The sequence below is a fragment of the Paenarthrobacter sp. R1 genome (genome assembly GCF_030264015.1).
Taxonomy (GTDB): domain Bacteria; phylum Actinomycetota; class Actinomycetes; order Actinomycetales; family Micrococcaceae; genus Arthrobacter; species Arthrobacter ureafaciens.
In genome coordinates, this window is record NZ_CP127115.1 from 4,658,580 (window position 1) to 4,685,500 (window position 26,921).

General features: G+C 64.5%; 23 protein-coding genes and 1 tRNA gene. 18 read left to right on the top strand and 6 right to left on the bottom strand.

All coding sequences use genetic code 11. The features are described 5' to 3' along the window. The first annotated feature begins 17 nt into the window (after positions 1-17). Together QN084_RS22080 and QN084_RS22085 are read left to right on the top strand one after the other, a co-directional pair. Positions 18-944, top strand: coding sequence for an alpha-E domain-containing protein (locus tag QN084_RS22080; RefSeq protein ID WP_021470451.1), 927 nt, complete (start codon positions 18-20; stop codon positions 942-944). Next, on the top strand, positions 941-1,792 hold the full coding sequence (locus QN084_RS22085) for a transglutaminase family protein (protein ID WP_069694407.1): 852 nt from the start codon (positions 941-943) through the stop codon (positions 1,790-1,792). The genes QN084_RS22080 and QN084_RS22085 overlap by 4 nt, the downstream gene beginning before the upstream one ends. Before the next feature lie 6 nt (positions 1,793-1,798). On the opposite strand, the gene QN084_RS22090 is transcribed toward QN084_RS22085, so the two are convergent. Together QN084_RS22090 and glgC are read right to left on the bottom strand one after the other, a co-directional pair. Then, the gene (locus QN084_RS22090; RefSeq protein ID WP_069694408.1) at positions 1,799-3,250 is read right to left on the bottom strand and encodes an SDR family NAD(P)-dependent oxidoreductase; all 1,452 of its coding nucleotides are present in this window, start codon (positions 3,248-3,250) and stop codon (positions 1,799-1,801) included. 66 nt (positions 3,251-3,316) lie between these two features. After that, positions 3,317-4,729, bottom strand: coding sequence for a glucose-1-phosphate adenylyltransferase (glgC, locus tag QN084_RS22095; RefSeq protein WP_170828541.1), 1,413 nt, complete (start codon positions 4,727-4,729; stop codon positions 3,317-3,319). Between the two features lie 93 nt (positions 4,730-4,822). On the opposite strand from glgC, the gene glgA reads away from it, so the two are divergent. Beyond that, a complete protein-coding gene (gene glgA, locus QN084_RS22100; protein ID WP_069694409.1) occupies positions 4,823-6,019 on the top strand; it encodes a glycogen synthase in 1,197 nt (398 codons plus the stop codon). Between the two features lie 92 nt (positions 6,020-6,111). Here the strand turns inward: glgA and QN084_RS22105 are convergent, their stop codons facing one another. Together QN084_RS22105 and QN084_RS22110 are read right to left on the bottom strand one after the other, a co-directional pair. Next, complete coding sequence (locus QN084_RS22105) at positions 6,112-8,223, bottom strand: acyl-CoA dehydrogenase family protein (protein WP_069694410.1); 2,112 nt, start codon at positions 8,221-8,223, stop codon at positions 6,112-6,114. A gap of 47 nt (positions 8,224-8,270) precedes the next feature. Beyond that, positions 8,271-8,963, bottom strand: coding sequence for a TetR/AcrR family transcriptional regulator (locus QN084_RS22110; RefSeq protein WP_062096866.1), 693 nt, complete (start codon positions 8,961-8,963; stop codon positions 8,271-8,273). A 62-nt stretch (positions 8,964-9,025) separates the two neighbouring features. Here QN084_RS22110 and QN084_RS22115 point away from each other — a divergent pair, with 62 nt between their 5' ends. The 3 genes from QN084_RS22115 to QN084_RS22125 are packed head-to-tail and all read left to right on the top strand — an operon-like array spanning position 9,026 to position 12,632. Beyond that, entirely contained in the window at positions 9,026-10,366 is a 1,341-nt protein-coding gene (locus QN084_RS22115; protein WP_021470458.1) for an acetyl-CoA C-acetyltransferase, read from the top strand. Between the two features lie 8 nt (positions 10,367-10,374). Next, a complete protein-coding gene (locus tag QN084_RS22120; protein WP_021470459.1) occupies positions 10,375-11,715 on the top strand; it encodes a 3-oxoacyl-ACP reductase in 1,341 nt (446 codons plus the stop codon). Continuing rightward, on the top strand, positions 11,712-12,632 hold the full coding sequence (locus tag QN084_RS22125; protein ID WP_021470460.1) for a MaoC/PaaZ C-terminal domain-containing protein: 921 nt from the start codon (positions 11,712-11,714) through the stop codon (positions 12,630-12,632). Before QN084_RS22120 ends, QN084_RS22125 begins: the two co-directional genes overlap by 4 nt. 121 nt (positions 12,633-12,753) lie before the next feature. Here the strand turns inward: QN084_RS22125 and QN084_RS22130 are convergent. Continuing rightward, positions 12,754-12,839: transfer RNA gene (locus QN084_RS22130), tRNA-Leu, on the bottom strand. Positions 12,840-13,101: 262 nt separating this feature from the next. On the opposite strand from QN084_RS22130, the gene QN084_RS22135 reads away from it, so the two are divergent. Together QN084_RS22135 and QN084_RS22140 are read left to right on the top strand one after the other, a co-directional pair. After that, complete coding sequence (locus tag QN084_RS22135; protein WP_069694411.1) at positions 13,102-14,406, top strand: M20/M25/M40 family metallo-hydrolase; 1,305 nt, start codon at positions 13,102-13,104, stop codon at positions 14,404-14,406. A gap of 35 nt (positions 14,407-14,441) precedes the next feature. Beyond that, positions 14,442-15,602 carry an acyl-CoA dehydrogenase family protein gene (locus QN084_RS22140; protein WP_021470462.1) on the top strand — a complete coding sequence of 387 codons (1,161 nt, stop codon included), beginning with the start codon at positions 14,442-14,444 and terminating at the stop codon, positions 15,600-15,602. Positions 15,603-15,611: 9 nt separating this feature from the next. Here QN084_RS22140 and QN084_RS22145 read toward each other — a convergent pair whose 3' ends face one another. Then, positions 15,612-15,845, bottom strand: coding sequence for a DUF5703 family protein (locus QN084_RS22145; RefSeq protein WP_021470463.1), 234 nt, complete (start codon positions 15,843-15,845; stop codon positions 15,612-15,614). 39 nt (positions 15,846-15,884) lie between these two features. Here QN084_RS22145 and QN084_RS22150 point away from each other — a divergent pair, with 39 nt between their 5' ends. The 10 genes from QN084_RS22150 to QN084_RS22195 all read left to right on the top strand — a co-directional run bounded on the left by QN084_RS22150 (position 15,885) and on the right by QN084_RS22195 (position 26,919). Further along, positions 15,885-16,142 carry a hypothetical protein gene (locus QN084_RS22150; RefSeq protein WP_021470464.1) on the top strand — a complete coding sequence of 86 codons (258 nt, stop codon included), beginning with the start codon at positions 15,885-15,887 and terminating at the stop codon, positions 16,140-16,142. Between the two features lie 270 nt (positions 16,143-16,412). After that, the gene (locus QN084_RS22155) at positions 16,413-18,092 is read left to right on the top strand and encodes a sugar transferase (protein ID WP_069694412.1); all 1,680 of its coding nucleotides are present in this window, start codon (positions 16,413-16,415) and stop codon (positions 18,090-18,092) included. A 42-nt stretch (positions 18,093-18,134) separates the two neighbouring features. Then, positions 18,135-19,244, top strand: coding sequence for a Gfo/Idh/MocA family protein (locus QN084_RS22160; RefSeq protein WP_069694413.1), 1,110 nt, complete (start codon positions 18,135-18,137; stop codon positions 19,242-19,244). Continuing rightward, a complete protein-coding gene (locus tag QN084_RS22165; protein WP_069694414.1) occupies positions 19,241-20,260 on the top strand; it encodes an NAD-dependent epimerase/dehydratase family protein in 1,020 nt (339 codons plus the stop codon). Before QN084_RS22160 ends, QN084_RS22165 begins: the two co-directional genes overlap by 4 nt. Beyond that, on the top strand, positions 20,257-21,429 hold the full coding sequence (locus QN084_RS22170; protein ID WP_069694415.1) for a DegT/DnrJ/EryC1/StrS family aminotransferase: 1,173 nt from the start codon (positions 20,257-20,259) through the stop codon (positions 21,427-21,429). Before QN084_RS22165 ends, QN084_RS22170 begins: the two co-directional genes overlap by 4 nt. Then, positions 21,426-22,088 (top strand): acetyltransferase, encoded by a 663-nt coding sequence (locus QN084_RS22175; protein WP_021470469.1) that lies wholly within the window; start codon positions 21,426-21,428, stop codon positions 22,086-22,088. Before QN084_RS22170 ends, QN084_RS22175 begins: the two co-directional genes overlap by 4 nt. Next, positions 22,085-23,551 carry an oligosaccharide flippase family protein gene (locus tag QN084_RS22180; protein ID WP_021470470.1) on the top strand — a complete coding sequence of 489 codons (1,467 nt, stop codon included), beginning with the start codon at positions 22,085-22,087 and terminating at the stop codon, positions 23,549-23,551. Before QN084_RS22175 ends, QN084_RS22180 begins: the two co-directional genes overlap by 4 nt. Then, positions 23,548-24,828, top strand: coding sequence for a glycosyltransferase family 4 protein (locus QN084_RS22185; RefSeq protein ID WP_069694416.1), 1,281 nt, complete (start codon positions 23,548-23,550; stop codon positions 24,826-24,828). The genes QN084_RS22180 and QN084_RS22185 overlap by 4 nt, the downstream gene beginning before the upstream one ends. Next, on the top strand, positions 24,825-25,988 hold the full coding sequence (locus tag QN084_RS22190) for a glycosyltransferase (protein ID WP_069694417.1): 1,164 nt from the start codon (positions 24,825-24,827) through the stop codon (positions 25,986-25,988). The genes QN084_RS22185 and QN084_RS22190 overlap by 4 nt, the downstream gene beginning before the upstream one ends. Beyond that, positions 25,981-26,919, top strand: a complete 939-nt coding sequence (locus QN084_RS22195) for a glycosyltransferase (RefSeq protein ID WP_242703096.1) — start codon at positions 25,981-25,983, stop codon at positions 26,917-26,919. The genes QN084_RS22190 and QN084_RS22195 overlap by 8 nt, the downstream gene beginning before the upstream one ends. Positions 26,920-26,921 lie beyond the last annotated feature (2 nt).

A 26,921-nucleotide genomic window follows, 5' to 3' on the forward strand; every position in this document is an offset into this window, starting at 1 on the left:
GAAGGAGGCACAGCCCCATGCTGAGCCGTATTGCCGAATCACTTTTCTGGATCGGCCGCTACGTCGAGCGGGCCGACGGGACCGCAAGGATCCTGGATGTCCACCTCGAGCGGCTTAACCACCTTCCCTTGGAGGAACAGCGCAGCGTTGCGCGGGACCTCCTGGCCGTCATGGGCGCCAAGCCGCAGAATGACGACTTCGGGCTTCCCGAGCTGCTGCACGCCCTGGCCTACGACAAGCAGAGCGCTTCCTCGATCGCCGGGTCGCTCGGGGCGGCGCGGGAGAACGCCCGGAGGGCCAGGGAAACTGTCTCCCAGTCCCTCTGGGAAAGCCTCAACACCACCTACTACGGGCTCAACCAGCACCGCAAGGACGTGGTGGGCACCTACCGCTTCTGCAACTGGGTCCTGGAACGTACGGCCATGGTCCGGGGCCTGGCGGACACCACAGTGAGCCACGATGAAAGCTGGCTCTTCATGGTCCTGGGGCGGTCCTTGGAACGCGCGGACATGACCGCCCGCATGCTGTCGACGCGTGATGTCCAGTCCGCGGGGATGTCCTGGGTGAACATGCTGCGTTGCGCCGGAGCGTACGAGTCCTTCATCCGCACCCGGCGGGCCGCCTTCGGAGACCAGCATGCTGCCGAGTTCCTGCTGCTGGACCGCCTCTTCCCGCGCTCCATCGTCTATGCGCTCCGCGATGCCGACGAGTGCCTCGCCAAGCTGGACCCCTCGGCGCAACGCGTGGGGTTCATCAATGATGCGCGCCGGATCGTCGGCCAGGCCCGTACCTTCCTGGAATTCCACCGCACCGATGACCTCATGTCCGAACTTCCGGAGCACATGGAGCGTGTGCAAAAGGCAGTCACCCAGGCTTCGGACGCCATTTCCCGTAAGTACTTCAATCAGGCTGACGAACACGCCTGGGTGGGAGAAGTTTCATGACCCGGCTGAGCATCGTCCACAAGACGGCCTACAAGTACAACCGCCGCGTGACGCTGAGCTACAACGAGGCCCGGATGACGCCGCTGACGGATAGCCAGCAGGTGGTCCTGGAATCGTCCCTGAAGGTTTCTCCTGCCCACGCTTCGGTCAGCACCTACCGGGATTATTGGGGTACGCGTGTCACGGCCTTCGATATGCAGGTCCCGCACGAAAGCCTCGAAGTCCTTGCCACGGCTACCGTGGAAGTGCACCGGAGCGAACGCCTGCCCAGCGACGACCATATTGTTGGCTGGGACGAGATCCGTTCGGCAAGGATCCAGGACGAGTTCAGCGACTGGCTGCCCCAATCCAGGCTGACGGGACCGGGCACGGAAGTGCTGGGGATCATTCCCGGCGTCGTGGAGGGCCTTAATCCGCACGAGGCAGCCATGGCTGTGTTCGCGTGGATGGCGGGTGAGATGACCTATATGAAGGGCACCACCGGAGTCACCACCAATGCTGAACAGGCCTGGGAACAGCGCCAGGGCGTGTGCCAGGACCTCGCCCACCTGGCCATAGGTGCGTTGCGGAGTTGCGGCATACCTGCCCGCTACGTCTCCGGCTATATCCACCCCAGATCCTCGGCGGCCATCGGCGAGACCGTCGCCGGGCAGTCCCACGCCTGGCTGGAATGGTGGGACGGCGAATGGCGCAGCTGGGACCCCACGAACCACAAGCCGGCCGGCGACTACCATGTGACCGTCGCCAAGGGCCGCGACTACCGGGACGTCCCGCCGCTCAAAGGCATCCTCTCCGGAGGCGGCGGATCCACATTGTCCGTTTCGGTGGAGATCACCCGCCTGGCGTAGGTGGTATCACCAGGGGGAGGGCTTGTAGTCCTTGAGGAAGACGCCGTACTGGTCCTCTCCCTGCTCGCCCATGACGATGGGATCGTAGACGCGGGCTGCGCCGTCGACGAGGTCCAGGGGAGCGTGGAAGCCTTCCTCCATGAGCCTGACCTTGGTGTAATGAGGCCGTTCGTCCGTGATCCAGCCGGTGTCGACGGCGGTCATCAGGATGCCGTCGGAGTCCAGCATTTCCTGGGCGCTGGTGCGGGTCATCATGTTCAAGGCAGCCTTGGCCATGTTGGTATGCGGATGGCCCGGACCCTTGTAAGCACGGGAGAACTGGCCCTCCATGGCCGAAACGTTCACGATGTACTTCCGGCGGGCGGTAGAGCGCTTCATGGCGCCGCGCAGCCGGCTGACCAGGAGGAAGGGCGCCGTGACGTTGCACAACTGGACTTCGAGCATCTCCAGGGGGTCCACCTCGTCCACCACCTGGGTCCAGCTATTGATGGTGGCGAGGTCCGGAACCAGGCCTCCGGCGTCGATGGCCGTCCCCGACTCGATCCGCTGCAGGGAAGCCGAGCCGGTGGAAAGTGCCAAAGACGTAATGGCGTCGCCCGCCAGGACCGGGTGCTCCGTGACGCTGCTCGCCAAAGCAAGGGGATGCTTGTCATGCGCGTGCCCGAACGTGACGAGTTCCGGCCCGCCGTTCGCCGCCTCGAGTGCGACAGGCAGCGGCTCATCCTCGGCATCAACCAGAGGCTTGTAGGCGTTGCCCGAGCGGCGCACGGTCTGGGCCGCGTTGTTGATGATGATGTCCAGGGGACCGGCCCCGTTCAGCGAGTCGGTCAGGGCCATGACCTGGGCCGGGTCCCGGAGGTCGATGCCCACGATCTTCAGCCGGTGCAGCCACTCGGCGCTGTCTTCCATGGCGGCAAAGCGACGGGCGGCGTCCTTGGGAAAACGCGTGGTGATGGTGGTGTGGGCTCCATCGCGAAGCAGCCGCAAGGCGATGTACATGCCGATCTTCGCGCGCCCGCCGGTGAGCAGTGCGCGGCGTCCCGTGAGGTCGGTCCTGGCGTCCCGCTTGCTGTGGCTGAAGGCAGCGCAATCAGGGCAGAGCTGGTGGTAGAAGGCGTCTACCTGCGTGTAGTGCTGCTTGCAGATGTAGCAGGGACGCGAACGGATGAGGTGGCCTGCGATCTCGCCCGTAGCGGAGGGGGCCAGCTTGTTGCCCCGGGTCTCGTCGTCGATCCGGTCCGGCGCTGCCGTGGCCGTCAGGGCAATCACTGCCTTGTCGGCTTCGGCGATCTGGTCCCTCTTGGTGACACGGCGGTGGCGCTTGACTGCCTTGAACATCTTGCCGGTGGCACGACGCACGGCTACGTAATCGGGGTGTTCCTCGTCATAGGCGTGGATGGTGCTTAAAACCTTGAGGCAGGCCTGGATCTCCTCAGGCGTCAGATCGGTGGAGCTCATTGACCTGATTTTACAGCCTTGGGACCCTTGGGCCTGCCTCCGGTTCCGTCATGCCGGTGCGGGTGACTAGCTGGATGCGCCTTGTGATGCGGGGTCGATCACGCGAGCCTGAACGCTTGCCACGACCTTCTCCGCCGAATCGCGGATGACGGGATCGTCCTGGGTGGCGGCCTTGAGTGCTTCCGGAAGGCTCCGGCGGTACTCGGAGGACAATGCCAGTTCCGCTTCGTCAGGTTCGGGAACAATTTGCCCCTTGGCCAGCACGGTAATGCCGGACTCCGTGACTTTGTAGCCGCGGGCCCGGTCAAGTGCCGGGTCGAGGCCGATGGCTGCGCCGGCAGGCACCTTGACGTTCTTGTCCAGGATGGCCCGCTTGATGACGGCTCCTTCACCAACCCGGACCTTGTCCATCAGCACCGAATCCTGGATGCGGCTGCCGGCCTCGACGAAGACGTCGTTGGACAATACGGACCCCTCCACGATGCCGCCGGAGATCACGACGCCGCTGGCCACGATTGAATCGAGGGCGGTCCCGACGGTGCTGTTTCCGCCGCGAACAAACTTGGCCGGCGGGGAAATGCTCTGCCGCGTGTAGATCGGCCACTCGGAGTTGTACAGATTGAAGATGGGGACAGGGGAGATGAGGTCCATGTGGGCGTCGTAGAACGAATCGATGGTGCCCACGTCGCGCCAATAGGTACGGTCCCGGTCGGTGGCTCCGGGGATGTCATTGAGCGTGAAGTCGTAGACTCCGGCTTGGCCCTTGTCCACGAAGTAGGGAATGATGTCCCCGCCCATGTCGTGCTTGGTGTCCAGGCGCTCCGCATCCACGTGGAGCGCCTCCACCAGTGCATCGGCGTCGAAGACGTAGTTGCCCATCGACGCCAGGAACTGGGTTGGATCAGCGGCCAGGCCGGGAGTGCTGGCGGGCTTCTCCACGAAGGCGGCGATCTTTTGGGGATCGTCCTGGTCGACTTCGATCACGCCGAACTGGTTGGCCATGTTCAGCGGCTGGCGGACGGCAGCCACGGTGGCCTTCGCGCCGCTCGCGATGTGCTGTTCCACCATCTGCGAGAAGTCCATGCGGTACACGTGGTCCGCACCGACCACCACCACGATGTCCGGCGCATCGTCATGGATGAGGTTCAGGGATTGGTAAATGGCGTTGGCACTGCCCAGGAACCAGCTCTTGCCGACGCGTTGCTGAGCCGGCACCGAGGCGACGTAGCGGCCCAACTGCGTGGACATGCGCCAGGTCTCCGAAATATGGCGGTCAAGGCTGTGCGATTTGTACTGGGTTAACACAACGATTTTCAAATATCCGGAATTGACCAGATTGGATAATGCAAAGTCAATCAGCCGGTACCCCCCGGCAAACGGCACGGCTGGCTTGGCCCGATCCGCCGTCAACGGCATCAGGCGGTTGCCTTCGCCGCCCGCCAGCACGATAGCCAATACTTTCTTCAACGCCATGGTCACAGCTCCCCGTACGACTTCGTAGCCCCCAAAAGTCCGATTTTCCGGACCCTTTCACACTAGAACACATACGCCGGAACGACTACGTTGGTTAGCGTGCGTATAGACATTGTGACTAAAGAATTCCCTCCGGAAATTTATGGTGGTGCCGGAGTCCACGTAGCCGAACTGAGCCGGGTGCTTGCAAAGCAAGTTGATCTCCGCGTCCGTGCCTTTGGTGCGCCGCGTGATGCCGATTACCACGGGGCTACCGTTGACTCCTACTCAACCCCGGAGGATCTGGGCGATGCGAACCCCGCTGTCCAGACACTCGGCGTGGACCTGCGGATAGTGCCGGACATCGCTGGAGCGGACCTGGTCCATTCGCACACGTGGTACGCCAACATGGCAGGCCACCTGGCTTCGCTCTTGCACGGAATCCCGCATGTGCTGAGCGCGCACAGCCTTGAGCCGCTGCGCCCTTGGAAGGCCGAGCAGCTTGGTGGCGGCTACGCCCTGTCCTCCTGGGTGGAGAAGACCGCCTACGAGGCAGCGGCGGCGATCATCGCCGTGTCCGAAGGCATGCGGCAGGACATCCTGCGCAGCTACCCCAACGTGGATCCCGGCAAGGTGCGGGTGGTCCACAACGGAATCGACGTCTCCCTGTGGGAGCGGGACGAAAAAGAGGACGCAGTCCGGGCGTTGGGGATCGATCCCGGCAAGCCAAGCGTCGTTTTCGTGGGCCGCAACACGCGCCAGAAGGGCGTGCCCTACCTCCTGCGTGCAGCTTCCAGCCTGCCCGAGGATGTCCAGCTGGTCCTTTGCCTGGGTGCTGCGGACACTCCTGAACTGGCCGCCGAAACAGCCCAACTGATCGAGGAACTCCAGTCCAAGCGCGACGGCGTCATCCTGATCGAGCGAATGCTGCCCCGCCATGAGCTGATCCAGGTCCTGAGCCACGCCACTGCCTTCGCCTGCCCGTCCATCTACGAGCCGCTGGGAATCGTCAACCTGGAAGCCATGGCGTGCGGGGCGGCAGTGGTTGCCAGTGCCACCGGTGGCATTCCCGAGGTTGTCCAGCACGGGGAGACCGGCCTCCTGGTCGAACTCGAGCAGGTCACCGACGGCACGGGAACGCCGCTCGATCCGGAGAAGTTCGTAGCGGACTTCGCCGCCGCGCTCAACCAGGTTGTCTCCGACCCTGCCCGGGCCCGGGAAATGGGCGCTGCCGGACGGCGCCGGGCGGAGGAGCACTTCTCCTGGGAATCGATCACCGAAACCACCCTTGAGGTCTACCGCTCGGTCCTTTCCTAAGCTCCGGAGTCCACGGAACAAACGCACGACGGCGCCGCCCCCGAAAATCGGGAACGGCGCCGTCGAGCGCTTAAGGCGTTTGTAACGGACGCCTAGCGGGACTTGCCTCCCTTGATCGCAAGCAGCGTCTTCTCGTCCGCCGGGGCACTGCCGCTGGCGCGCTGCTGGCGGAAGTACGTCCGCGCTTCATCCTGGCGGGTCGCTTCGGCTCCGGTGGCAATGGCTGCCCGAAGGTGCTCCGCGCCGTAGCCAAAGGCGTCCACGAGGTCCAGTGCGTGCGGCCGGATCTTGACCAACAGCCGGTTGATGTAAGTGCCAACCGTGCGCCCCCGCTGCATCGAGAGCCGCCCGTTCATGAGGTACCAGGAGAGGTGCTTCTCGATCAGGGACAACCCGAACAAGTCGCGAAGCCGGGTCAGCACTTCCTTGGTTCCCGCATCATCGACTTTGGCCAATGCCTCCGTAAAGGCCTCCCATTGCAGGAGCTCAGCGTGGGCCTGGGCGGCTTCAATCAGCTCATTCTGGTGCTGGTTGAACAGTGCCGCCGCCTGGTGCTGCGGGAGCTTTCCGGCGCCCTTGAGGGCAGCGCCGACTTCGGCCACCATGGACTGGACCCGGTCCGTCAGCAGGGTGCGCTGCCCTTCTTCATCGCGCAGTGCCAAGGCCGACTTCTGGACCGAACCCGAGTCCGCCACAAATTGCGCGACCTGCCGCAGGCCTGTCCGGTGCAAGGCCACGCCCGCAGCCTGGTCCACGACGTACCGGGCCAGGACGCCAAAGTTGGCGCCACGGAACTCCTTGGCGTAATCGGCCAGGAGGCGCTTGGCCACCAGTTGCAGCAAGACGGTGTTGTCGCCCTCAAAGGTGACGTAGACATCCAGGTCTGCCCGCAAGGAAGCGAAACGGTTTTCGATCAGGAAGCCGGCTCCGCCACAGGCCTCACGGCATTCCTGAAGTGTGTCCAGGGCGTGCCAGGTGCTCAACGGCTTCAGGGCCGCGGCCAGGGTTTCCAGGTCCTGCCGGTCGGCGTCGGTGTCGTGCGCTCCGGAAAAGACGTCGTCGAACTTCTGCAGCAGTTGTTCGTGCGCGAAACTGGCCGCATAGGTGGTGGCCAGACGCGTGAACAACCGGCGCTGGTGACGCTGATAGTCCAGCAGCACCTCTTCCTCGGTGGGTGATGTCGCGTTGAACTGGCGACGTTCGGCGGCGTAGTGGATGGCCGATTGCAGGGCCACCTTGCTGGCCGCAACGGCAGCACCGTCCAGCGATACGCGTCCCTGGACGAGGGTGCCGAGCATCGTAAAGAACCGGCGGCCGGGGCTCTCGATGGTGGAGGAGTAGGTTCCATCGACAGCGACATCACCGTAACGGTTCAGCAGGTTGGTGCGGGGGATCCGGACGTTGGTGAAGTGGAGGCGTCCGTTGTCGATACCGTTCAACCCGCCCTTGATGCCGTCGTCCTCGCCACCAATGCCCGGAAGGAAGTCGCCCGTTGCCGGATCGCGCAAGTCCACGTAGAAGGCGTGCACGCCGTGGTTGACCTTCCGGGTGATGAGCTGGGCGAAAACGACGGCGGCCAGGCCGTCGTTGGCGGCGTTGCCGATGTAGTCCTTCCACGCCGCCCGGAAGGGCGTGTCGATAACGAATTCCTGGGTCTCTTCGTCGTAAGTGGCCGTCGTGGCAATGCTGGCGACGTCGGACCCATGCCCGGTTTCGGTCATGGCGAAGCATCCGGGAATTTCGAGGTTCATGATTCCGGGGAGCCACTTGTCGTGGTGCTCCCTGGTTCCGAGGTGCATCACGGCGGAACCGAACAGGCCCCACTGCACGCCCGCCTTGATTTGGAGCGAGGGGTCGGCTGTGACGAGTTCCTCGAAGCCGGCGATGTTGCCCCCGTGGTCATCCGACCCACCCAGGCGGGAAGGGAACGCACGATGTACGGCGTTGTTGTCCACGAGGTACTTCAATTGCCCAAAGACACGGCTCCGATGCTCGGTATGCGTCAGTCCCTCGACCTTCTGCACCACTTCACGGCCGGCCAGGTCCCGTGCATGCAGGCGGATGTCCGCCCATCGTCCCAGAAGCTGCTCTCCCAGGGCTGCAACGTCTACCCGGGGTTCGACGGCGACCTTGGCGCCATCCGCCGCGGCGGTTGTACTACCGGGCGATGCAGGTGATGATGCGCGGTCCACTACTTCTGTCATGGTTCTTCCTTCTGTGAGTCCGGACAACTAATGCGTCATTGCTGGTGTCAGGTGGTGGTGGCGAGCATCGGAGCGATGCCCAGGCAAAGCCAATCGGTGATGTTGGCGGCCATGGCGGCCTGGTTGGGCTTCGTGTCGCTGGCCGGGCTTCCCAGCCACATTTCGCCGGCGTTCCGGACCAGGCCAATAGCCGCGGTGGGCCAGTACTCGATCAGCGCTTCCTTGTCCTCGCCCAAGTACTGGCGCATCGGAGTCGCGATCATCTCAGTGACTTGCTCGAAGAAGTTGCCCAAAGCCCCGGACGCTGCGATCGCGTCCTGGGCCGACGCTTCCCCTGGAGTCAGCCGGGTAATGAAGGCATAGACGTTGGGGCTTGATTCAGCCATCTGCAGGTATGCGGAAACCATGGCAAAGAGACCCTCGCGTGGAGTCTGGGCAGACTGGGCGGCTTCCTTCATGCGCCGCTGCATCTGGCCGAGGACCACCTCGCCCATGGCCTGCTGCAGCCCCGCCTTGTCCCCGAAATACCGGTAGAACACGGATTTGGACGTTCCCGCAGCTCCGGCGATGTCCTCCATGGAGGCATCGCTGCCCAAGGCATGGACGGCCTTGCGGGCGGCTTTGATGAGGTCCCGCCGACGCTCTTCGCGGTGCGTTTGCCAGCGGGCAGCCCTGCCGTCGATGGCGCCGGCAGGATCTTCCGACGGGCCGACACGGGAATCTGCTGGGGAGATGTTCACGATACCCAGCGTATCAGGTACGCTGGGTATCAGTAACTAGCCCCTTGCCGAAGGAGACAACCATGGCTGCAACCGACCGCCCTGCCGATGCCGCACGTGACGTACAGGCGGTCCGGCCCGCCGTGATCGTGGGCGGAAACCGGATACCCTTCGCCCGCAGCGGCGGGGCCTATGTGAAGTCCTCCAACCAGGACATGCTCACCTCCGCCCTGGATGGCCTGATTGCACGGTTCGGCCTCCAGGAGGAACGGATCGGCGAAGTCGCCGCAGGAGCCGTACTCAAGCACTCGCGGGACTTCAACCTCACCCGTGAGGCGGTGCTGGGCTCCGCCTTGTCGCCGGAAACACCGGCCTATGACTTGCAGCAGGCCTGCGCCACCGGCCTCGAAACCGTCCTGGGCCTGGCCAACAAGATCAAGCTGGGACAGCTGGACTCAGCGATCGCCGGGGGCGTCGATTCCGCGTCTGACGCACCGATCGCCGTCAGCGAAGGACTCCGGGAAATCCTCCTGGACCTCAGTCGCGCCAAGACCCCGGTCCAGAAACTGCGCCTCCTCGGAAAGATCCGCCCCAAGGACCTCGCGCCCGACGCTCCTTCCACGGGGGAGCCGCGGACGGGCCTTTCCATGGGGGAGCACCAGGCCCTGACCACCGCCCAGTGGAAGATCTCCCGTGAAGCGCAGGACGAACTGGCCTTCAACAGCCACCGCAACCTGGCAGCGGCCTACGAACGCGGCTTCTTCGACGACCTCATCACCCCGTACCGGGGACTCAGCCGCGATTCCAACCTGCGCCCTGACACCAGCCTCGACAAGCTCGCGTCCCTGAAGCCCGTCTTCGGGAAAAACCTCGGCTCCGAAGCCACCATGACCGCCGGCAACTCCACGCCGCTGACCGACGGTGCCTCCACCGTGCTGCTGGCCAGCGAAGAATGGGCGGACAACCATGGTCTCCCCAAGCTCGCCACCGTGCTCGACGGCGAGGCTGCCGCCGTCGACTTCGTCCACGGCAAGGACGGCCTGCTCATGGCGCCGGTGTTCGCCGTCCCGCGGCTCCTGGCCCGCCATGGCCTGACCTTCGAAGACATCGACTTCTTCGAAATTCACGAGGCCTTCGCCGGCACGGTCCTCAGCACACTCGCAGCTTGGGAGGATGAGGACTTCTGCAAGACGCGCCTCGGCCTCGAGGGCGCGCTTGGCAAGGTGGACCGGGCGAAACTCAACGTCAACGGTTCGTCATTGGCTGCAGGTCACCCGTTCGCCGCGACGGGCGGCCGGATCGTGGCCTCCTTGGCCAAGCAACTGCACGGGACCGGCAAGGTTGACGGCAGGCCGGCCCGCGGACTGATTTCCGTCTGCGCGGCCGGCGGCCAGGGTGTCGTCGCTATTCTGGAAGCAGCGTAGGGGGAACCGTGACGGACAAATACACTCAGCTCGTCAACAGCGGCATCGGCCGGGATGTCGCCAAGCGGCTCGGCCTGCCCCAGCCGGCCATCCTGCGCCGGTACCACCCTGGAGATCCGCTCATCACCGGACCCGTGCTGGTCAACGGCGACAGTGTAGGCGCCGACGACCTCGCCACCACGCTCCTGGGGTGGGGGCTGGATGTGCGGCGAAACGCGCTTCCCAAGGAAAAGCTGGGAGCCATCATCGTCGTCCTTGATGCAGTGCAACACCCCGAGGACCTGGGCAAGCCGGTGCTGAGCGTCGGAACGTCGTTGCGGGACCTGGCTCCGAACGGCCGCGTCATCACTGTCTCCCGGACTCCGCGGACGGCGCCCACGCCGGCCTCTTCCGCCGCCCGCCAGGGAATCGATGGCTTCCTACGCTCCCTGGCAAAGGAACTGCGGAACGGCGCCACGGCCAACGGCATTCTGCTGGGCGAAGAGCTGGCTACCACCAGCCCGTCAGCGTTGGGCGCCGTACGGTTCTTTCTCTCCGGACGTTCCGCCTACGTCGACGGGCAGTTCCTCACGGTTTCTTCGCCGGCCGGAAAGCTGCCAAGCAGCATGGATAAGCCGCTGGCGGGCAAGGTCGCGGTGGTTACAGGCGCGGCACGGGGGATCGGGGCGGCCATCGCTGCAACGCTGCACCGTGACGGCGCCACGGTAGTCGCTGTGGACATCCCCGCCGCGGGCGACCACTTGGCGGCTGTGGCCAACGGAATCCACGGCACTGCCCTGCAGCTGGACATCAGCCGAAGCGATGCCGGCCAACGCATCATCGAGCACGCCGTCGAACGCCACGGGAAGCTGGACATCGTGGTGCACAACGCGGGCATCACCCGCGACCGGCTGCTGGCGAACATGGACCCGGGGCGTTGGCAATCGGTCATCAACGTGAACATCGCCGCACAGTTGAAGATCAACGAGGCACTGCTTGCCTCCGACCACTTCAAGGACTCACCCCGCATCATCTCCGTTTCTTCGACCAGCGGCATCGCCGGCAACAGGGGCCAGACCAACTACGGCGCCTCCAAGGGCGGCGTCATCGGTATGGTCAGGGCCACAGCGCCCTTGATGGAACCTTTCGGTGGCACCATCAATGCCGTGGCTCCCGGATTCATCGAAACCGAGATGACTGCACGGATGCCGATGGCAGTACGCGAAGCCGCCCGCCGGCTGAACTCCCTGAAGCAGGGCGGCAAACCGCAGGATGTTGCCGAAGCCATAGCATTCCTCGCCAGCGATTCAGCCGGCGGTGTCTCCGGGGAAGTACTGCGCGTCTGCGGGCAGCAGCTGGTGGGCGCATGATCCAGACGCAGCCCATCATCCTTGGCGATCTTCCGTCGCTGTCCAAGTTGTATGTCAACGCCGCTGCGACAGCAGCCCGCCGGCGCGTCCTGGGATCAATGCCCGAAGGGAAGCTCCCTGAAGTCAGCCACGAAGTGCGGGCAGTCGTGCCCGACGTCGCGAACCTCACGGCGTACCAGCACCTGATAGGGGAGACGGCCAGCGACGTCCTCCCCGCCGGGTTTGTCCATGCCCTGGCGTTCCCGGTGGCCATGAGCGTGATGAACCGGGAAGATTTTCCCCTTCCGCTGCTGGGCATGATCCATGTGCGGAACCGGATCGAGCAGTTGAGCCCCATCCATTTCCAGGACGCACTGGACATCCGCGCCTGGACGGAAAACCTGTCCGGTCACCGGGCGGGGACGCAGGTGGACGTCGTTGCCGAAGTCCGCTCCAGCGGGTCGGGCTCCTTGCTGTGGCGGGGCGTTTCCACCTACCTGTCCAAGGGAGTCTTCCTGCCGGGAATCGACAAGCCGGGCAGTCCCAACGGCGCTGCCAAGCCGGATTTCTCTCCGCCGTTCCCCACCGCGCTGTGGCAGCTCGGCGTGGACACCGGCCGCAATTACGCAGCCGTTTCCGGCGATTTCAACCCGATTCACCTCAGCGCACTGTCAGCCAAAGCCCTGGGCCTTCGCGGTTCGATTGCCCATGGCATGTATCTGGCATCGCGTGCGTTGGCAGACGTGGGTTCCGTGAAAGCAGAGGCGTTTGTGTGGGAGGTGGCCTTCGAGGCACCCGTCTTCCTGCCCGGCCGCGTGGCGCTGGACATCTCCACTGTGCAGACCGAAACAGGGGCGTGGCAGCGTTCGGACTATGTGGCGTGGAATCCGCGCAGCGGGCGCCGGCACTTTACCGGTTCCGTGGCTGCCCTCAACTGACGCAGGAACATACGACGGCGGCAATCACCACGGGTGCTTGCCGCCGCCACCGGCCACCATGGCTGCCGCAGGGGATCAGGAACAAAGAAGGCCCGGAATCCGTGGATTCCGGGCCTTGCCTTGGTGCGCGGAGGGGGACTTGAACCCCCACCCCCTTTCGAGGACTAGCACCTCAAGCTAGCGCGTCTGCCATTCCGCCACCCGCGCAGGTGGTATTTCAGAGGGAGTTTCCGCGTTTGACGCTTCTCTCTGCTCCGAAGCAGCGAGAAAAACTCTAACACGGTTTCAAGGAACTAAAAAATCCGGGAGAAGGCTAAAACCGCCGGGCGTTCCTTTGCTACCCGGACGGACTTTTCCGGTCCCGGTTCACGGCTCCGGTGAGTAGGCTGAGGTAGGGGACGCAGCAGCAGCGGAACCCGCACTGCCTGTCCGCCTCACCTGCAAGCCCAGCCACGCAAGGAGAATATCCATGTCTGTCATCCGCCCCGAAGACGAAGTTGTCCGGATTTGCCAGGAGCTCATTCGCATCGATTCGTCCAACTTCGGAGATGGCAGTGGTCCGGGTGAGCGGGCCGCCGCCGAATACACGGCAGCGCTCATCAGCGACGTCGGACTGGATGTTGAAATCTTCGAGTCCGCTCCGGGCCGCGCCAACGTAGTGACCCGCATGGCCGGCGAAGATCCCTCAGCTGACGCGTTGGTCGTCCACGGTCACCTGGACGTGGTGCCGGCCATGAAAGAGCAGTGGACCGTGGATCCATTCAGCGGCGAGCTGAAGGACGGCCTCATCTGGGGCCGCGGCGCGGTGGACATGAAGGATATGGATGCCATGATCCTTTCGGTCCTGCGTGATTTCGCCCGAACCGGCCGCAAACCGAAGCGTGACATCATCTTCGCCTTCTTCGCCGACGAGGAGGCCGGCGGCACCTACGGCGCGCGCTACGCCGTCGAACATCGTCGCGAACTCTTCGACGGCGCCACCGAAGCCATTTCCGAAGTCGGCGGGTTCTCCGCCACCATTGGCGGGCAGCGCACCTATCTCCTGCAGACCGCGGAAAAGGGACTGTCCTGGTTGCGCCTTGTGGCCCATGGCCGGGCAGGCCACGGCTCGCAGATCAACACCGACAACGCTGTCACCCGGCTGGCGGCCGCCGTCACCCGGATTGGCGAGTACCAGTGGCCCATCGAGTTGACGCCCACCACCAGGCAGTTCCTGGACGGTGTTACCGAACTGACCGGCGTCGAGTTCGACCCGGACAACCCCGACATCCTCCTCAAGGAACTTGGAACCGTTGCGCGTTTTGTCGGCGCGACGCTGCAGAACACGTCAAACCCCACACTGCTGCGGTCCGGCTACAAGCACAACGTCATCCCCGAGTCCGCTGAGGCCTTCATTGATTGCCGGACACTGCCGGGCCAGCAGGAAAAGGTTTTCGACATCATCAGGGAGCTCGCCGGCGACGGGATCGAGATCAGCTACGACAACAAGGACATCTCCCTTGAGGTTCCGTTCGCGGGCAACCTGGTGGATTCGATGATCGATGCCCTCCACTCCGAAGATCCCGGAGCGAAGGTCCTGCCCTACACCCTCTCGGGCGGGACGGATAACAAGTCGCTCAGCAAGATCGGGATCACGGGGTACGGCTTTGCGCCCCTGATGCTCCCCGACGAGCTGGACTTCACGGGCATGTTCCATGGGGTGGATGAACGCGTTCCCGCGGACTCCCTCAAGTTCGGTGCACGGGTCCTCAACCGGCTCCTCACCAACTACTAGGCACCGTGAAGCACGCGCAGACAGGGGAGACAGGCATGGCACCGGAAGACATCCTTCCTGAGGAACTGCTGGAGCGGCTGAGGAGCCGCGCGGCCGGCTACGACCAGGAGAACCGTTTCTTCCACGAAGACCTCCAGGACCTCGCCGACGCCGGCTACCTGAAAGTCTTTGTTCCCGAGGCCGACGGCGGCAGGGGACTGGGCCTCGAAGCGGTGGCGGAGCTTCAGCGCCGGCTCGCAACGGCGGCCCCGGCCACGGCGCTGGCGGTGAACATGCACCTGGTGTGGACCGGCGTCGCGCATGCCATGTCCGCACGCGGCGACGATTCGCTGGACTTCGTCCTGAAGGACGCCGGGCAGGGCGAGATCTTTGCCTTCGGGATTTCGGAGGCCGGCAACGACTCCATGCTGTTCGACTCCGGTACCGTGGCGAGGCCGTTGCCTGATGGCAGCTACAGCTTCACCGGGCGGAAGATTTTCACCAGCCTGTCACGCGGCTGGACCCGGCTGGGGACGTTCGGCAAAGATGCGGACGCACGCAACGGGGAGGGCGAGCTGGTCTTCGGTTTCCTCCGCCGCGACGAGCCCGGGCATGAAACCTTGGACGACTGGAACACCCTGGGCATGCGTGCCAGCGCGTCCAACACGACGTTGCTCACCGACGCGGTGATCCCGGCAGAGAGGATCTTCCGCAAGCTTCCCGTCGGGCCGAATAAAGACCTGCTGATCTTCGCCATCTTTGCGTGCTTCGAAACGCTGCTGGCTGCCGTCTACACCGGACTGGCCGAGCGCGCCTTCGCCCTGGCCGTTGATAACGTGAAGCGCCGTGTCTCGGCGAAGTACGGTGGACGCAGCTTCGCCCAGGACCCGGATATCCGGTGGAAGATTGCCGACGCTGCCATGGCGATGGACGGGATGCTGCCCCAGTTGTCCGCCATCACGCGGGACGTGGACCGGATGGTGGACCACGGTCCGCAATGGTTTCCCAAGCTTGTTGGCCTGAAGTCCCGGGCCACGGAAAACGCCCGCTACGTGGTGGACCTGGCCATCAGGGTCTCGGGTGGTTCAAGCTACTTCCGCGGCTCCGAACTTGAACGGCTTTACCGCGACGTCCTGGCCGGGATCTTCCACCCGTCCAATGACGAGTCGGCGCATAACACGGTGGCCAGCGCGTGGCTGGGCCCCTTGGAGGCCTGAGCCGGGCAGCTACACCGTCCGTTGAACGGAGTAAACCTTGCGGCGCAGCCAGAAGCGCCTGCTTCCGCCCATGTAGAGGCGGCTTCGTTCCAATTCCCACTTGCCGTACTCAGAGTGTTCCGCGAGCCGGCGGCGGGCCTCGGGCAAGGAATCCTCAGGACCTATCGTCAGTACGAGGTATTCGTACTGACGTGCATAGTCACGTTGGCGCTCTACGGAGACGCCCCTAAATTGTTCCTTCATCCCTCTCCATTTTGGTCCTTTTCCGGCTAACGTGAAGTCATGACCATCGATCCGCGTGTCGCATTGCAGTCATTGACCGCCGCCCTTGAGGAACATCTGGCGGCGGCTTCCGCCCGTCGCGGGGAAGGTGATCCCACCGTCGAGGCCGCATTCTTCGCCGTCGCCGACGCCTTCGAAGTGTACGAGGATGCGCTGTACGAGGCCTATTCCGAGGTTACTCCCCTCCAGGTCTTCGACGATGATGAAGAGGACGACGACGAAGTCCTCGATGAAGACCTGGAGAGTCTGGAAGAGTAACTCAGTTTCCACAACGGCCACCCCCAAAGGGTGGCCGTTTTTGTGCTGTCCATCAGCCGCTTTGTACCGGCGGGAGCCTGAAAACGGGCGCAAACCGGCTTCGAATACCAAGTGTCCCACCGCACCGTACTGAGTACCGCAGGGGTGTACCCGCGAGTAGGCCCTGAGGGAAAACTGAGCAAAGTTGAGTACTGACTACTGGTGCGCCCCCGACACCGCGTGGCTTCACTGGGTGGTAGGCAATTGGCAGAGTTTGCGAAGAAGGCTTCCATGGTACGAGTTCCAGTCTTGCGTCAAAGCAAGGGAGCACTACGCCGCACCGTGGATGCCCACCACGGTGGAAGAGCTTTCGCCGAACAGTCTGTTGCCGACCACGTCAATCCGCCGGCGTCTCCCTGGATTGGCGGGTCCGTTGCTGCACAGCGGACCGAAAAGGCGGGGCTGGCGGCGCCGAGGACGGATGTCACCCCTGACCTCGTCCCGCCAGTCACCCACCGGATGACCATAGGCGAAGCTCCACCCCGTGACCGTGGTTCGTGGACCCGGATGCTGGTCAACACCCTTCGTTTCGCCGACAGCACGCTGGTATCCGCAGCGGTCTTTGCCGGTTACCTCATCAACACCGACCGACTCGCTCTCACCGCTGCAGGCCAGGGAAGCACCCGTCAAACTGTCCTGGCCCTGGTGATTGCCTTGGCGTGGATAGGGGCCCTTGAGGCCTACCGCACCCGGGACCCCAAGGTGCTGGGGATCGGCGCCGAAGAGTACAAACGCGTCATCTCCGCGAGCCTCAGGGTCTTCGGTTTCCTGGCCGTGGCGGCACTGGTGCTCAGAATCGAATCCGCGAGCACGTTCGTTCTCGTTTCCCTGCCCCTGGGCGTCACCATGCTGTCGTTGAGCCGGTGGGCGTTCCGGCGCTGGCTGGGACGCCAAAAGGCGAGGGGCCTTTGCCTGTCCCGCGCCGTCGTCGTCGGCGAACCGGAGGACGTGCGGTATGTCATCAAGCAGATCAACCGAAGGTCCTGTGCGCCCTATGACATAGTTGGCGCGTGCCTTCCGGGAGCGCGTCGCGGGGCATCGCTGGTAGTGGACGCAGTGCGGGTGCCGGTCCTTTCCTCCATCTATGGCGTCGCGCACACCGTCCACCAGACCGGGGCAAATGCGGTCATCGTGGCAGGACCGGTGCCGGGCGGGAACCAGTTCATCCGGGAACTCGGCTGGCGGCTCGAAGAAGATGCCGCCGAACTGGTCCTCGCGGCCACCCTGACCAACGTGGCCGGCCCAAGGATCCACTGGCGCCCGGTGGAAGGCCTACCGCTGATGCACGTGGATATCCCGCACTATTCGGGGGGCAAGCACACCCTGAAGCGGCTCATGGATATTTGCATCGCCACGATGGCGCTCCTGGCGCTGGCACCGTTGCTTCTGGTCCTGGCGATGATCGTGAAAGCGGACAGCGCCGGCCCCGTGCTGTTCCGGCAGGAGCGGATCGGCAAGCGCGGCACAACCTTCAAGATGCTCAAGTTCCGTTCCATGGTGGTCAATGCCGAGGAACGGCTGGCTGAGCTCACCGCGCAGGACGAAGGGGCCGGGGTGCTGTTCAAACTCCGGAACGACCCCCGCATCACCAAGTGCGGGCGGTGGATGCGCAAGTACTCCCTGGATGAATTGCCGCAGTTCTGGAACGTCCTCACCGGTTCCATGAGCCTCGTAGGCCCGCGCCCGCCCCTGCTCCGCGAAGTGGACGGCTACGAACAACACACCCATCGCAGGCTGCTGATCAAGCCCGGCATCACAGGCTTATGGCAAATCAACGGCCGGTCCGACCTCCCCTGGGAAGAGGCGGTCCGTCTGGACCTCTACTACGTGGAGAACTGGTCCATCGCGGGCGACCTGATCATCATGTGGCGGACCTTCCGGGCGATGATGCAACCGTCCGGGGCCTACTGACACCTCCCTATCCGAGTCACCATCACAGAATCCGAGTGGAAAATGAGCATGAGAACCATTCCCTCAGGCCACCTGAACGGCCGCGCCCTGCTGCCCAAGCTGCGGATCGCCGTCGTCGGAGCGGGCTACTGGGGACCCAATCTGGCCCGGAACCTCAAAGCCAGCCCGGACTGGGAACTCGTGGCGATCTGCGACCTGGACGTCGACCGGGGCCTGCGGCTGGCCGAGACGGTAGGCGGCGTGGCCGTCGTCGAATCCTTGGACGAACTGCTGGACACTTACAACCTCGACGCCGTTGCCGTGGCGACACCGGCGCACACCCATCACGGCGTAGTGATGACGGCGCTGGGTGCGGGAAAGCATGTCCTGGTGGAGAAGCCGCTCGCTGACAGCCGCAGCAAGGGCCTGGAAATGGTGGAAGAAGCCAGGTCCCGCGGGCTGGTGCTCATGGCGGACCACACGTATTGCTTCACCCCGGCGGTCCTGAAGATCCAGGAGCTCATCTCCAGCGGGGCCTTGGGGGACATCCTCTACGTGGACTCCGTACGGATCAATTTGGGCCTGGTGCAACCTGATGTGAACGTATTTTGGGACCTGGCCCCGCATGATCTCTCCATCCTGGACTTTGTCCTGCCCGGCGGACTGCACCCCACGGAAATATCGGCCCACGGCGCAGACCCCCTCGGAACCGGCAGGGACTGCGTGGGACACCTGACCTTCGGCCTACCCAACGATGCGATGGTGCACATCCACGTGAACTGGCTCAGCCCCACCAAGATCCGCCAGATGATCATCGGCGGCTCCAAGCGGACACTGGTATGGGACGACTTGAACCCGCAGCAGCGGATCAGCGTTTACGATCGCGGGGTCAGCCTGGAACACCAGCCCCGCTCCACCGCGGACAAGAAGGCGAGCGCCATCTCCTACCGGCTGGGAGACACCTGGTCCCCGGCGCTGCAGGAACGTGAACCGCTCACCCAAGTGGTCGCTGAACTTGCCGCGTCCATCCGCAACCGGACAACACCACGCACCAGCGGCGAATCGGGGCTCAGGGTGCTGTCCGTGCTCGAAGCGGTAACCCGCAGCCTCGGCACCGACGGTCAGTCCGCCGTCGTGGCAGGTAACGACGCTTCCTTGCAGGTTTCCCAATGAATGCCCTGCTCGGCGCTACGGCGCTGGTGACCGGGGGAGCCGGGACCATCGGCTCCACCTTGGTGGACCAGTTGCTCGACGCCGGTGCGGCGCACGTGGACGTCCTCGACAACCTGGTTCGCGGGCGCCGGGCAAACCTTGACGACGCACTCGCCTCGGGCCGGGTCAGGCTGGTCGAGGGGGACTTGCGTGACCGGGATTTGGTGCATGATCTGACCAAGGATAAGGACGTGGTCTTCCATCAGGCCGCCATCCGCATCACCCAGTGCGCAGAGGAACCCCGGCTTGCGCTCGAAGTCCTGGTGGACGGCAGCTTCAACGTCTTCGAAGCCGCTGCCGAGCACAACGTGGGAAAGCTCATCGCCGCCTCAAGCGCTTCCGTGTACGGGATGGCCGAGGAATTCCCCACCCCCGAAAGGCACCACCACCACAACAACGACACCTTTTACGGAGCGGCGAAGTCCTTCAACGAAGGGATGGCACGCAGCTTCCGGGCGATGTCCGGCCTGGATTACGTGTTGTTGCGCTACTTCAACGTCTACGGGCCCAGGATGGACGTCCACGGCCTGTACACCGAGGTGCTGGTCCGGTGGATGGAACGGATTATGGACGGTATGCCGCCGCTCATCTTCGGCAGCGGGCAACAGACCATGGATTTCATCCACACGGCCGACGTAGCGCGGGCCAACGTCCTGGCAGCGGCGAGTGAGGTCACCGAAGGGGTCTACAACGTGGCCAGCGGGACGGAGACGAGCCTGGCCGAACTGGCCCGGACGTTGCTGCGGGTCATGGAGTCGCCCCTTCATGTAGAGCACGGCCCCGAACGGGCGGTCAACGGCGTGGTCCGCCGGTTGGCAGATGTCACGACGGCGCGGCGGGACCTTGGTTTCGAGGCCGGGGTCGGGTTGGAGGACGGGCTGCGGTCCCTGGTCCAATGGTGGCGGCCCCTGCGGGAAGAGATCGCCGCAAGCCGGCACGTTGCCCGCCCCGACGCCGCACAGGCGGTGGCCCCATGACCACTTCCGGTGTTGAGGCGGCGGTGGCACGCATCGATGTGATGAAACCGTGGCTCGGCGAAGAAGAAGCCCGGGCCGTCGCGGAAGTCATCGCCTCCGGATGGGTGGCACAGGGTCCCAAGGTGCGGGAGTTCGAAGAAGCGTTCGCCGGGGAACAGCATGTTGCGTGCGCGGTTGCCGTCTCAAACTGCACTTCGGCGCTGCATCTTGCGCTCGCCGTAGACGGGGTGGGACCGGGCCAGGACGTGGTGGTTCCCTCCTTCTCCTTCATCGCCACGGCCAACGCGCCGACGTACGTGGGCGCGCGTCCGGTGTTCGCCGACGTCGACCGCGTGACCGGTTGCGTGACGGCCGGGACGATCGCCGCCGCCCTGACCCCGGACACCCGGGCGGTCATCGCCGTGGACCAAGGCGGCGTTCCCGTGGACCTGGACCCCATCCGGGCGTTGTGCGACCCGCTGGGTATCACGGTGATCGAGGACGCGGCCTGCGCCATCGGCTCCCGGTACCGCGGGAGGCCGGTGGGGGCCGGAGCGGAGCTGGCTGCGTGGTCGTTCCATCCGCGCAAGATCCTGACCACGGGGGAAGGTGGCATGCTCTCCACCCCGAACGAAGAACTCGCCGGGCGGGCGCGGCGGCTGCGCGAACATGCCATGAGCGTCTCCGCGGCTGAACGGCACGCGAGCCTCCTCGCACCAGCGGAGGAGTACCTCGAGATCGGTTACAACTACCGCATGACCGACCTCCAGGCCGCCGTCGGGCTGGTCCAGCTGGGGCGCCTGCACGCTGCGGTAGCCCGCCGTCGTCATCTTGCGGCGAACTACGCCGACGCGTTTGCCGACGTTGAGGGACTGAGGCTGGTGGGCGACCCCGGTTACGGCACCGGTAACTACCAGTCATGCTGGCTGGAGGTCGGCGAAGCCTTCCCGCTGGGCCGCGATGGCCTGATGGCGCGCCTGGCAAGTGACGGGATCTCTGCCCGCCGCGGCATCATGGCCGCCCACCGGCAGCCCGCCTACTCCGCCCGGGACACCGGCAGCGCCACCTTGGAGGCCACGGAATGGCTGACCGACCACACGCTGATCCTCCCGCTCTACCACCAGCTGACCCTGGGCGACCAGTTGCGGGTTATCGATTCAATCCTCAGGGCAGCGGGGCGGGGACGATGAGCGAGCTCCTCCTCATCGCCGCGAGCGGCCTGGCCCGCGAAGTGCTGGCCATGGTGCGCAGCAGTGGCCCGTTCGACATCATCGGCATCCTCGACGACGACGAGGACAAACTCGGGCGCGTGGTGGACGGCGCCCATGTGCTGGGACCGATCCGTGACGCTTTGAAGTTCCCGCATGCCAAACTCCTCGTCTGCATAGGCTCCGGAACCGGCCGCGAAAGCGTGGTGATGCGCCTGCGCGCCCTCGGATTGTCCGAAGACCGGTACGCCACGGCGATCGATACCTCGGTCCACGTTCCTGAAGGCTGCAAAATCGGGCACGGAAGCATCATCCTGGCCCACGTCACCATGACGGCGTCGGTGACCCTGGGAAACCATGTCGTGGCAATGCCCGGAGTGACTTTCACGCACGACGACGTCGTGGGCGACTTCGCCACCTTCGCCGCCGGCGTGTCACTTGGCGGGAACGTCCGCATAGGACGCGGAGCGTACATCGGGATGAACGCCAGTGTCCGCGAGCGCCGGTCCGTCGGTGCGGGGGCGACCATCGGCATGGGCGCCGCCGTCCTCAGCGATGTTCCCGACGAGGAGACCTGGGCCGGCGTGCCGGCACGGGTGATCCGGAGAGGCAACTTTCCGGCGCTGGAGGGGATCTTGTGACCCTTTCCAAGCAGTCCGCGACGCGGGGCCGGCCCACGCCATCAAAGGCGTTCGGGCTTGGTGTCATCAACGCGTTCGTGACCCGCTTGGGAACCATCGGCATTGGCATCGCCCTTGCCCGTTTGCTGGGTCCTGCTGAGTTCGGCACGTACGCGGTGGCCTTCGTGGCACTTATTGCCGTGTTGAGCTTCAACGAACTGGGCGTCAGCCTTGCCATAGTCCGCTGGCCCGGGGATCCAAAGGCCATCGCTGCAACGGTCACCACCATTTCCACGGGATGCAGTGTCATCCTTTTTGCCGCTACTTACTTCGCTGCGCCGTACTTTGCCTCAGCAATGGGGAACCCCGCCGCGACTGACGTTGTGCGTGTCATGGCCGCCTGCATCGTCCTCAACGGTCTGGTGGCAACCCCTGCTGCCTTGCTGCAACGGTATTTCCGGCAAGGCCAACGCATGGCCGTGGACCAGGTCAACGTGTGGCTGGGGGCAGGGGTATCCCTTGCCTTGGTGATCGCCGGCATGGGCGCAATGAGCCTTGCCGTGGGGCGCGTGGCGGCAAGCGTCGTGTCGGGGATCTTGTTCGTGGCCTTCTCCCCGTTGCCTTTCCGTTTCGGGTTTTCCGCGAAATCAGCCAAGGAACTCCTCCTGTTCGGGCTGCCCCTGGCAGGTGCCAGCCTGGTGGCTTTCGGGGTGGGCTACGTGGACCAGTTCGCGGCCGGCAACATGCTCGGTTCGGTGACCCTGGGCCTGTACGTCATGGCGTTCAACATGGCGGGCTGGCCGGCGGCCCTCCTGTCGCAGCCCCTGCGCAGTGTCGCTCCGGCCACGTTCGCCAGGCTGCAGGACAGACCGGAGGACATGCGTGCCGCGTTGCTGTCCCTGCTGGGCGTCCTTTCGGCCGTGCTCCTTCCGGTCTGCGCGGTCATGATGGGATGCTCCGTGGCCCTGGTGACCTTCGTGTACGGGGATGCCTGGGCACCGGCGGGCCTGGCCCTGGTGTGGTTGGCTCCGCTGGCTGCGCTGCGGATCATCCATGAACTGCTCTATGACTACTTGGTGGTCCTTGGCCTTTCGATGTCCATCTTCAACGTGCAGGCGGCAGCTCTGGTGGCCCTGATTCCAGCCCTCATCGCGGGCGCTGCATGGGGCGGAATGCCCGGGCTTGCCGCTGCACCCTTCGCGGTTGCCGTGGCGGTGACCACCCCGATGTACCTGCGCACCCTGCGGCGGGCAGGGGTCCGGACCAAGGACATGGCCGGACGCCTGGCACTTCCGGTGGGGGCCGCCGTCGTGACCGGAGCGGGGTCCTTCCTTGCTGCGCAGGAACTGCGCTCGCCGGTTGTGGCGGTCCTCGCCGGATCCGGAATCGGCTTGGTTGCGATCGCCGCCACCCTGGCCCTCAAGCGCGCCGAGCTGCGGGACGTGCGCCGTTGGGGCAGGGGACGTGAGGAGGCAATGGCATGAGGATCCTGATCTACCCCCACGACCTTGGGCTGGGTGGCAGCCAGCTTAACGCGATCGAACTTGGTGCCGCCGTTCAGGCTTTGGGACACGACGTGGTGCTGTTTGGCCAGCCGGGGGCTTTGGTGCGGCACGCGACGGAACTCGGCCTGGACTACGTGGAGGCGCCCCTGCCGGGCAAGCGTCCTTCTCCCCGTGTTGTCCGCGCCCTGGCAAAGACCGTCCGCGAGCGCAGGATCGAGGTGCTCCACGGTTACGAATGGCCGCCCGTTTTGGAATGCCTGGCCGCCGCCAGGCTCGTCCCGGGCACGACGGCCGTGTCCACGGTCATGTCCATGGCTGTGGCGCCGTTCATTCCGTACACAATGCCCTTGGTGGTCGGCACGGAACAGATCCGCCAGGTGGAGACCGCCGCCGGACGCCGCCGTGTGGCGCTCATGGAACCGCCGGTTGACACCTCCGTCAACAGTGTGGCAACAGTCAGTGCGGCAACTGTCGGCGGCGGCACTTTCCGCAGCCACTGGGGATTGGGCGATGACGCTTTGGCCGTCGTGTGCGTTACGCGCTTGGCTCAGGAGCTGAAGCTGGAAGGAATACTGGCAGCGATGGAGTCTGTACGGGCTCTTTCCCGGGAGTGGCCCGTGCGGCTCATTATTGCGGGCTCGGGGCCGGCTGCCGAGATAGTGCACCACCATGCCCGCCGCATCAACGACGACGCGGGCCGCAGGCTTGTGATCCTCACCGGTGAACTGGCCGATCCCCGACCCGCCTACGCCGCCGCCGATGTGGTGTTGGGCATGGGGGGTTCGGCGCTGCGGGGGCTGGCGTTTGGAAAGCCACTGGTAGTGCAGGGGGAGCAGGGCTTCTGGGAGCTCCTCACCCCGGAGACGTTGCCGACGTTCCTCTGGCAAGGCTGGTATGGCTCCGGTCCGGGCACCACCGGGGAAGGCATTCCGGCCCTTACGGCTATCCTGGCCCGCCTGTTCGACGACCCGGACCTCCGACGGGCGTTGGGGTCGCTTGGGCGGAATGTGGTTGAGGACAGGTTCTCCTTGAGCGGCGCCGCCGAACGCCAAGTGGAGTTGTACGGGCAGTTCACCGTCTCCCGCCCCGGGGCAGCCGAGGCCGCACGTGCGGAGGCGGTCGCTTTTGCACGGTACTGCTCCTACGTCGCCGGCAGGCGCTGGCAACGACTGACGGGCCGGGCCGCCACGGACGACTTCAATGCCCGGCCCGTCGCTGCTGCGCACATACACGTTCCAGCGGTGTCCAGGCCATGACCGGGGCCATCATGTACATCTCCGGCGGCCGATGGGACGGCATCCCGGGAACGGACCGGCTGCTGGCAGAGGCGCTGGCTGAAGCCTCGCCCGTCCTGTGGGTTGACCAGCCTGCGCCCATTTTCCGTTTTCCGGACGTGAGATCAGCAGCCTGCGCCAGCCTGGCCGGCAGCACGGAGAAGGTCGCCCCTGTCATAGAACGCCTCCGCCTTCCGGCGCCTCCGCTGTTCAGCAGCAGGTTGGGCCACTCGCTCACCGGCTGGATCGGGCAGAAGTGTATGCAGGCTGCCCTGCTACGATCGCCACGGGCCATTCAGGCTGTGGTTAATTCTTCACCGATAGTCAGCTTCCCCACGGGGACGCGGACGCCCAAAGTGTTGCATATAACAGACGACTGGCTGGCTGCCGCGGAACTCATAGGTTTCACGCCGGCATTGCTTCGGGCCGCGCTTGAACGCAATCTGCGGGAAGCCGACGTCGTCACAGCTGTATCCGAGGGATTGGCGGCAAAAATATCGGGGTTCGCCGGACGCCCCGTGCAAGTTCTCCCGAATGGTTGCCAGAGGCCGGACGGTGTTCGGGGCCAAACCGATCCAAACCCGGTTGCAGTGCTCGTAGGTCAGCTCAATGAACGCTTGGACCTGGACATTTTGGAATCTGTGGCCAACGCGGGAATCCCACTGATGATCGTAGGTCCCAGATCTGAGTCCAGCCCGGTTGTCGGTCACCGCTTGGACGCATTGATCAAGCACGACAACGTGGACTGGCGCGGTGCCGTCCCTCGGGAAGAGGTGCGCAAGCTGCTGCTGACCGCATCCGTTGGCCTCACCCCTTACTCAGACACGGATTTCAATCGCTCCAGTTTTCCCTTGAAGACCCTCGAGTACCTCTCGGCCGGATTGCCCGTAGTGACCACTGATCTGCCCTCATCCCATGCTGTGAAATGCAGTTCCTTGGCAATTGCAGGCAACCCCGCGCAATTCGTGGCCCTGGTGAAGGAGCGCCTGGGCACGCGGCCAAGCCCTGAAGAAGTCGAGGAGATGCGGCATCTTGCGCTGGAGAACTCATGGAGTTCGCGGGCTGGTGCACTGCGAAAACTTCTGAGCGCTTCCACCGAGGACAAACTACCCGCATATGACAGGGAAGGACACCATGAGTAGCCACGCTGCGAGCGGTCAATCCGTGATGACGACGCATGTAATCCTCACTCGCTTCAATCTCCCTTCAAAGGGTTTCGAAAGCCTCGTCCGTGCCCAGGATGGCTGGCTCAAAGAAAGAATCAACCTCTTTGAACGGTATTGCCTTCCCTCAGTGCAGCGTCAGACCAACAGGGACTTCGACTGGATCATCTACTTTGACCCCGAGAGTCCCGAGTGGCTGCTCCGACGGATCGAAGAGTTGAATGCGAAGAACACCTTCAGGCCTATCTTCCGAACGGAAGTCTCTCCTGAAGAACTCCTCTCCGACATCAAGGAAACGGTCAGCAGCCACCGCCCCCTCCTGCTAACAACCAATCTGGACAATGACGATGCCCTGTCATGTGATTTTGTGCAGCGCGTGCAGGACGCAGCCACCGTCAGCTCCGCAACTGCCATATACCTGGCAACAGGTGTCGTGAAGAGCCGGGATGCGGTTTACCTGCGACGCGACACGAGGAATGCCTTTTGTTCGGTCAGCGCCCCGTGGCCGGCAGCACTCACATGCTGGGCTGCCTGGCATAACCAACTGGGCCGATCCCTGGACGTGCGGACCCTACGCGGCGACCCGGCCTGGCTGCAGGTAATCCATGAGCACAACGTCAGCAACAGGATCCGTGGCCGCAGAGTGTCACCGGCACCTTTCCGGACTGCATTCCCTGGTCTCCTGGCAGACATACCCGCGCCGGACCGCAGGGATATCCTCCGGGATCGTCTGTACGGTTCACCGGCGCGTGCACTGCGCGAGGGCCTCCGGGCCACCGCAAAAACAGCCACTATCGCGGTGCTGGGCACTGAAGGCATAGACCGCGTAAAAACCCTCATGGCAAGCGCGACAAAGACGCTGTCCATGGTCCAAGGGCCGAGGCAACGCCCCATCGGCAAATCCAAGTAGCG

Bases quoted from the DNA above. Each gene is read 5' to 3' on its own strand.
- QN084_RS22190 (WP_069694417.1), top strand. From the start codon at position 24,825: ATGACCGGGGCCATCATGTACATCTCCGGCGGCCGATGGGACGGCATC.
- QN084_RS22165 (WP_069694414.1), top strand. From the start codon at position 19,241: ATGAATGCCCTGCTCGGCGCTACGGCGCTGGTGACCGGGGGAGCCGGG.
- QN084_RS22115 (WP_021470458.1), top strand. From the start codon at position 9,026: ATGGCTGCAACCGACCGCCCTGCCGATGCCGCACGTGACGTACAGGCG.
- QN084_RS22160 (WP_069694413.1), top strand. From the start codon at position 18,135: ATGAGCATGAGAACCATTCCCTCAGGCCACCTGAACGGCCGCGCCCTG.
- QN084_RS22155 (WP_069694412.1), top strand. From the start codon at position 16,413: ATGGTACGAGTTCCAGTCTTGCGTCAAAGCAAGGGAGCACTACGCCGC.
- QN084_RS22150 (WP_021470464.1), top strand. From the start codon at position 15,885: ATGACCATCGATCCGCGTGTCGCATTGCAGTCATTGACCGCCGCCCTT.
- QN084_RS22145 (WP_021470463.1), bottom strand. From the start codon at position 15,845: ATGAAGGAACAATTTAGGGGCGTCTCCGTAGAGCGCCAACGTGACTAT.
- QN084_RS22085 (WP_069694407.1), top strand. From the start codon at position 941: ATGACCCGGCTGAGCATCGTCCACAAGACGGCCTACAAGTACAACCGC.
- QN084_RS22140 (WP_021470462.1), top strand. From the start codon at position 14,442: ATGGCACCGGAAGACATCCTTCCTGAGGAACTGCTGGAGCGGCTGAGG.
- QN084_RS22125 (WP_021470460.1), top strand. From the start codon at position 11,712: ATGATCCAGACGCAGCCCATCATCCTTGGCGATCTTCCGTCGCTGTCC.
- QN084_RS22175 (WP_021470469.1), top strand. From the start codon at position 21,426: ATGAGCGAGCTCCTCCTCATCGCCGCGAGCGGCCTGGCCCGCGAAGTG.
- QN084_RS22105 (WP_069694410.1), bottom strand. From the start codon at position 8,223: ATGACAGAAGTAGTGGACCGCGCATCATCACCTGCATCGCCCGGTAGT.
- QN084_RS22170 (WP_069694415.1), top strand. From the start codon at position 20,257: ATGACCACTTCCGGTGTTGAGGCGGCGGTGGCACGCATCGATGTGATG.
- QN084_RS22195 (WP_242703096.1), top strand. From the start codon at position 25,981: ATGAGTAGCCACGCTGCGAGCGGTCAATCCGTGATGACGACGCATGTA.
- QN084_RS22185 (WP_069694416.1), top strand. From the start codon at position 23,548: ATGAGGATCCTGATCTACCCCCACGACCTTGGGCTGGGTGGCAGCCAG.
- QN084_RS22090 (WP_069694408.1), bottom strand. From the start codon at position 3,250: ATGAGCTCCACCGATCTGACGCCTGAGGAGATCCAGGCCTGCCTCAAG.
- QN084_RS22080 (WP_021470451.1), top strand. From the start codon at position 18: ATGCTGAGCCGTATTGCCGAATCACTTTTCTGGATCGGCCGCTACGTC.
- QN084_RS22135 (WP_069694411.1), top strand. From the start codon at position 13,102: ATGTCTGTCATCCGCCCCGAAGACGAAGTTGTCCGGATTTGCCAGGAG.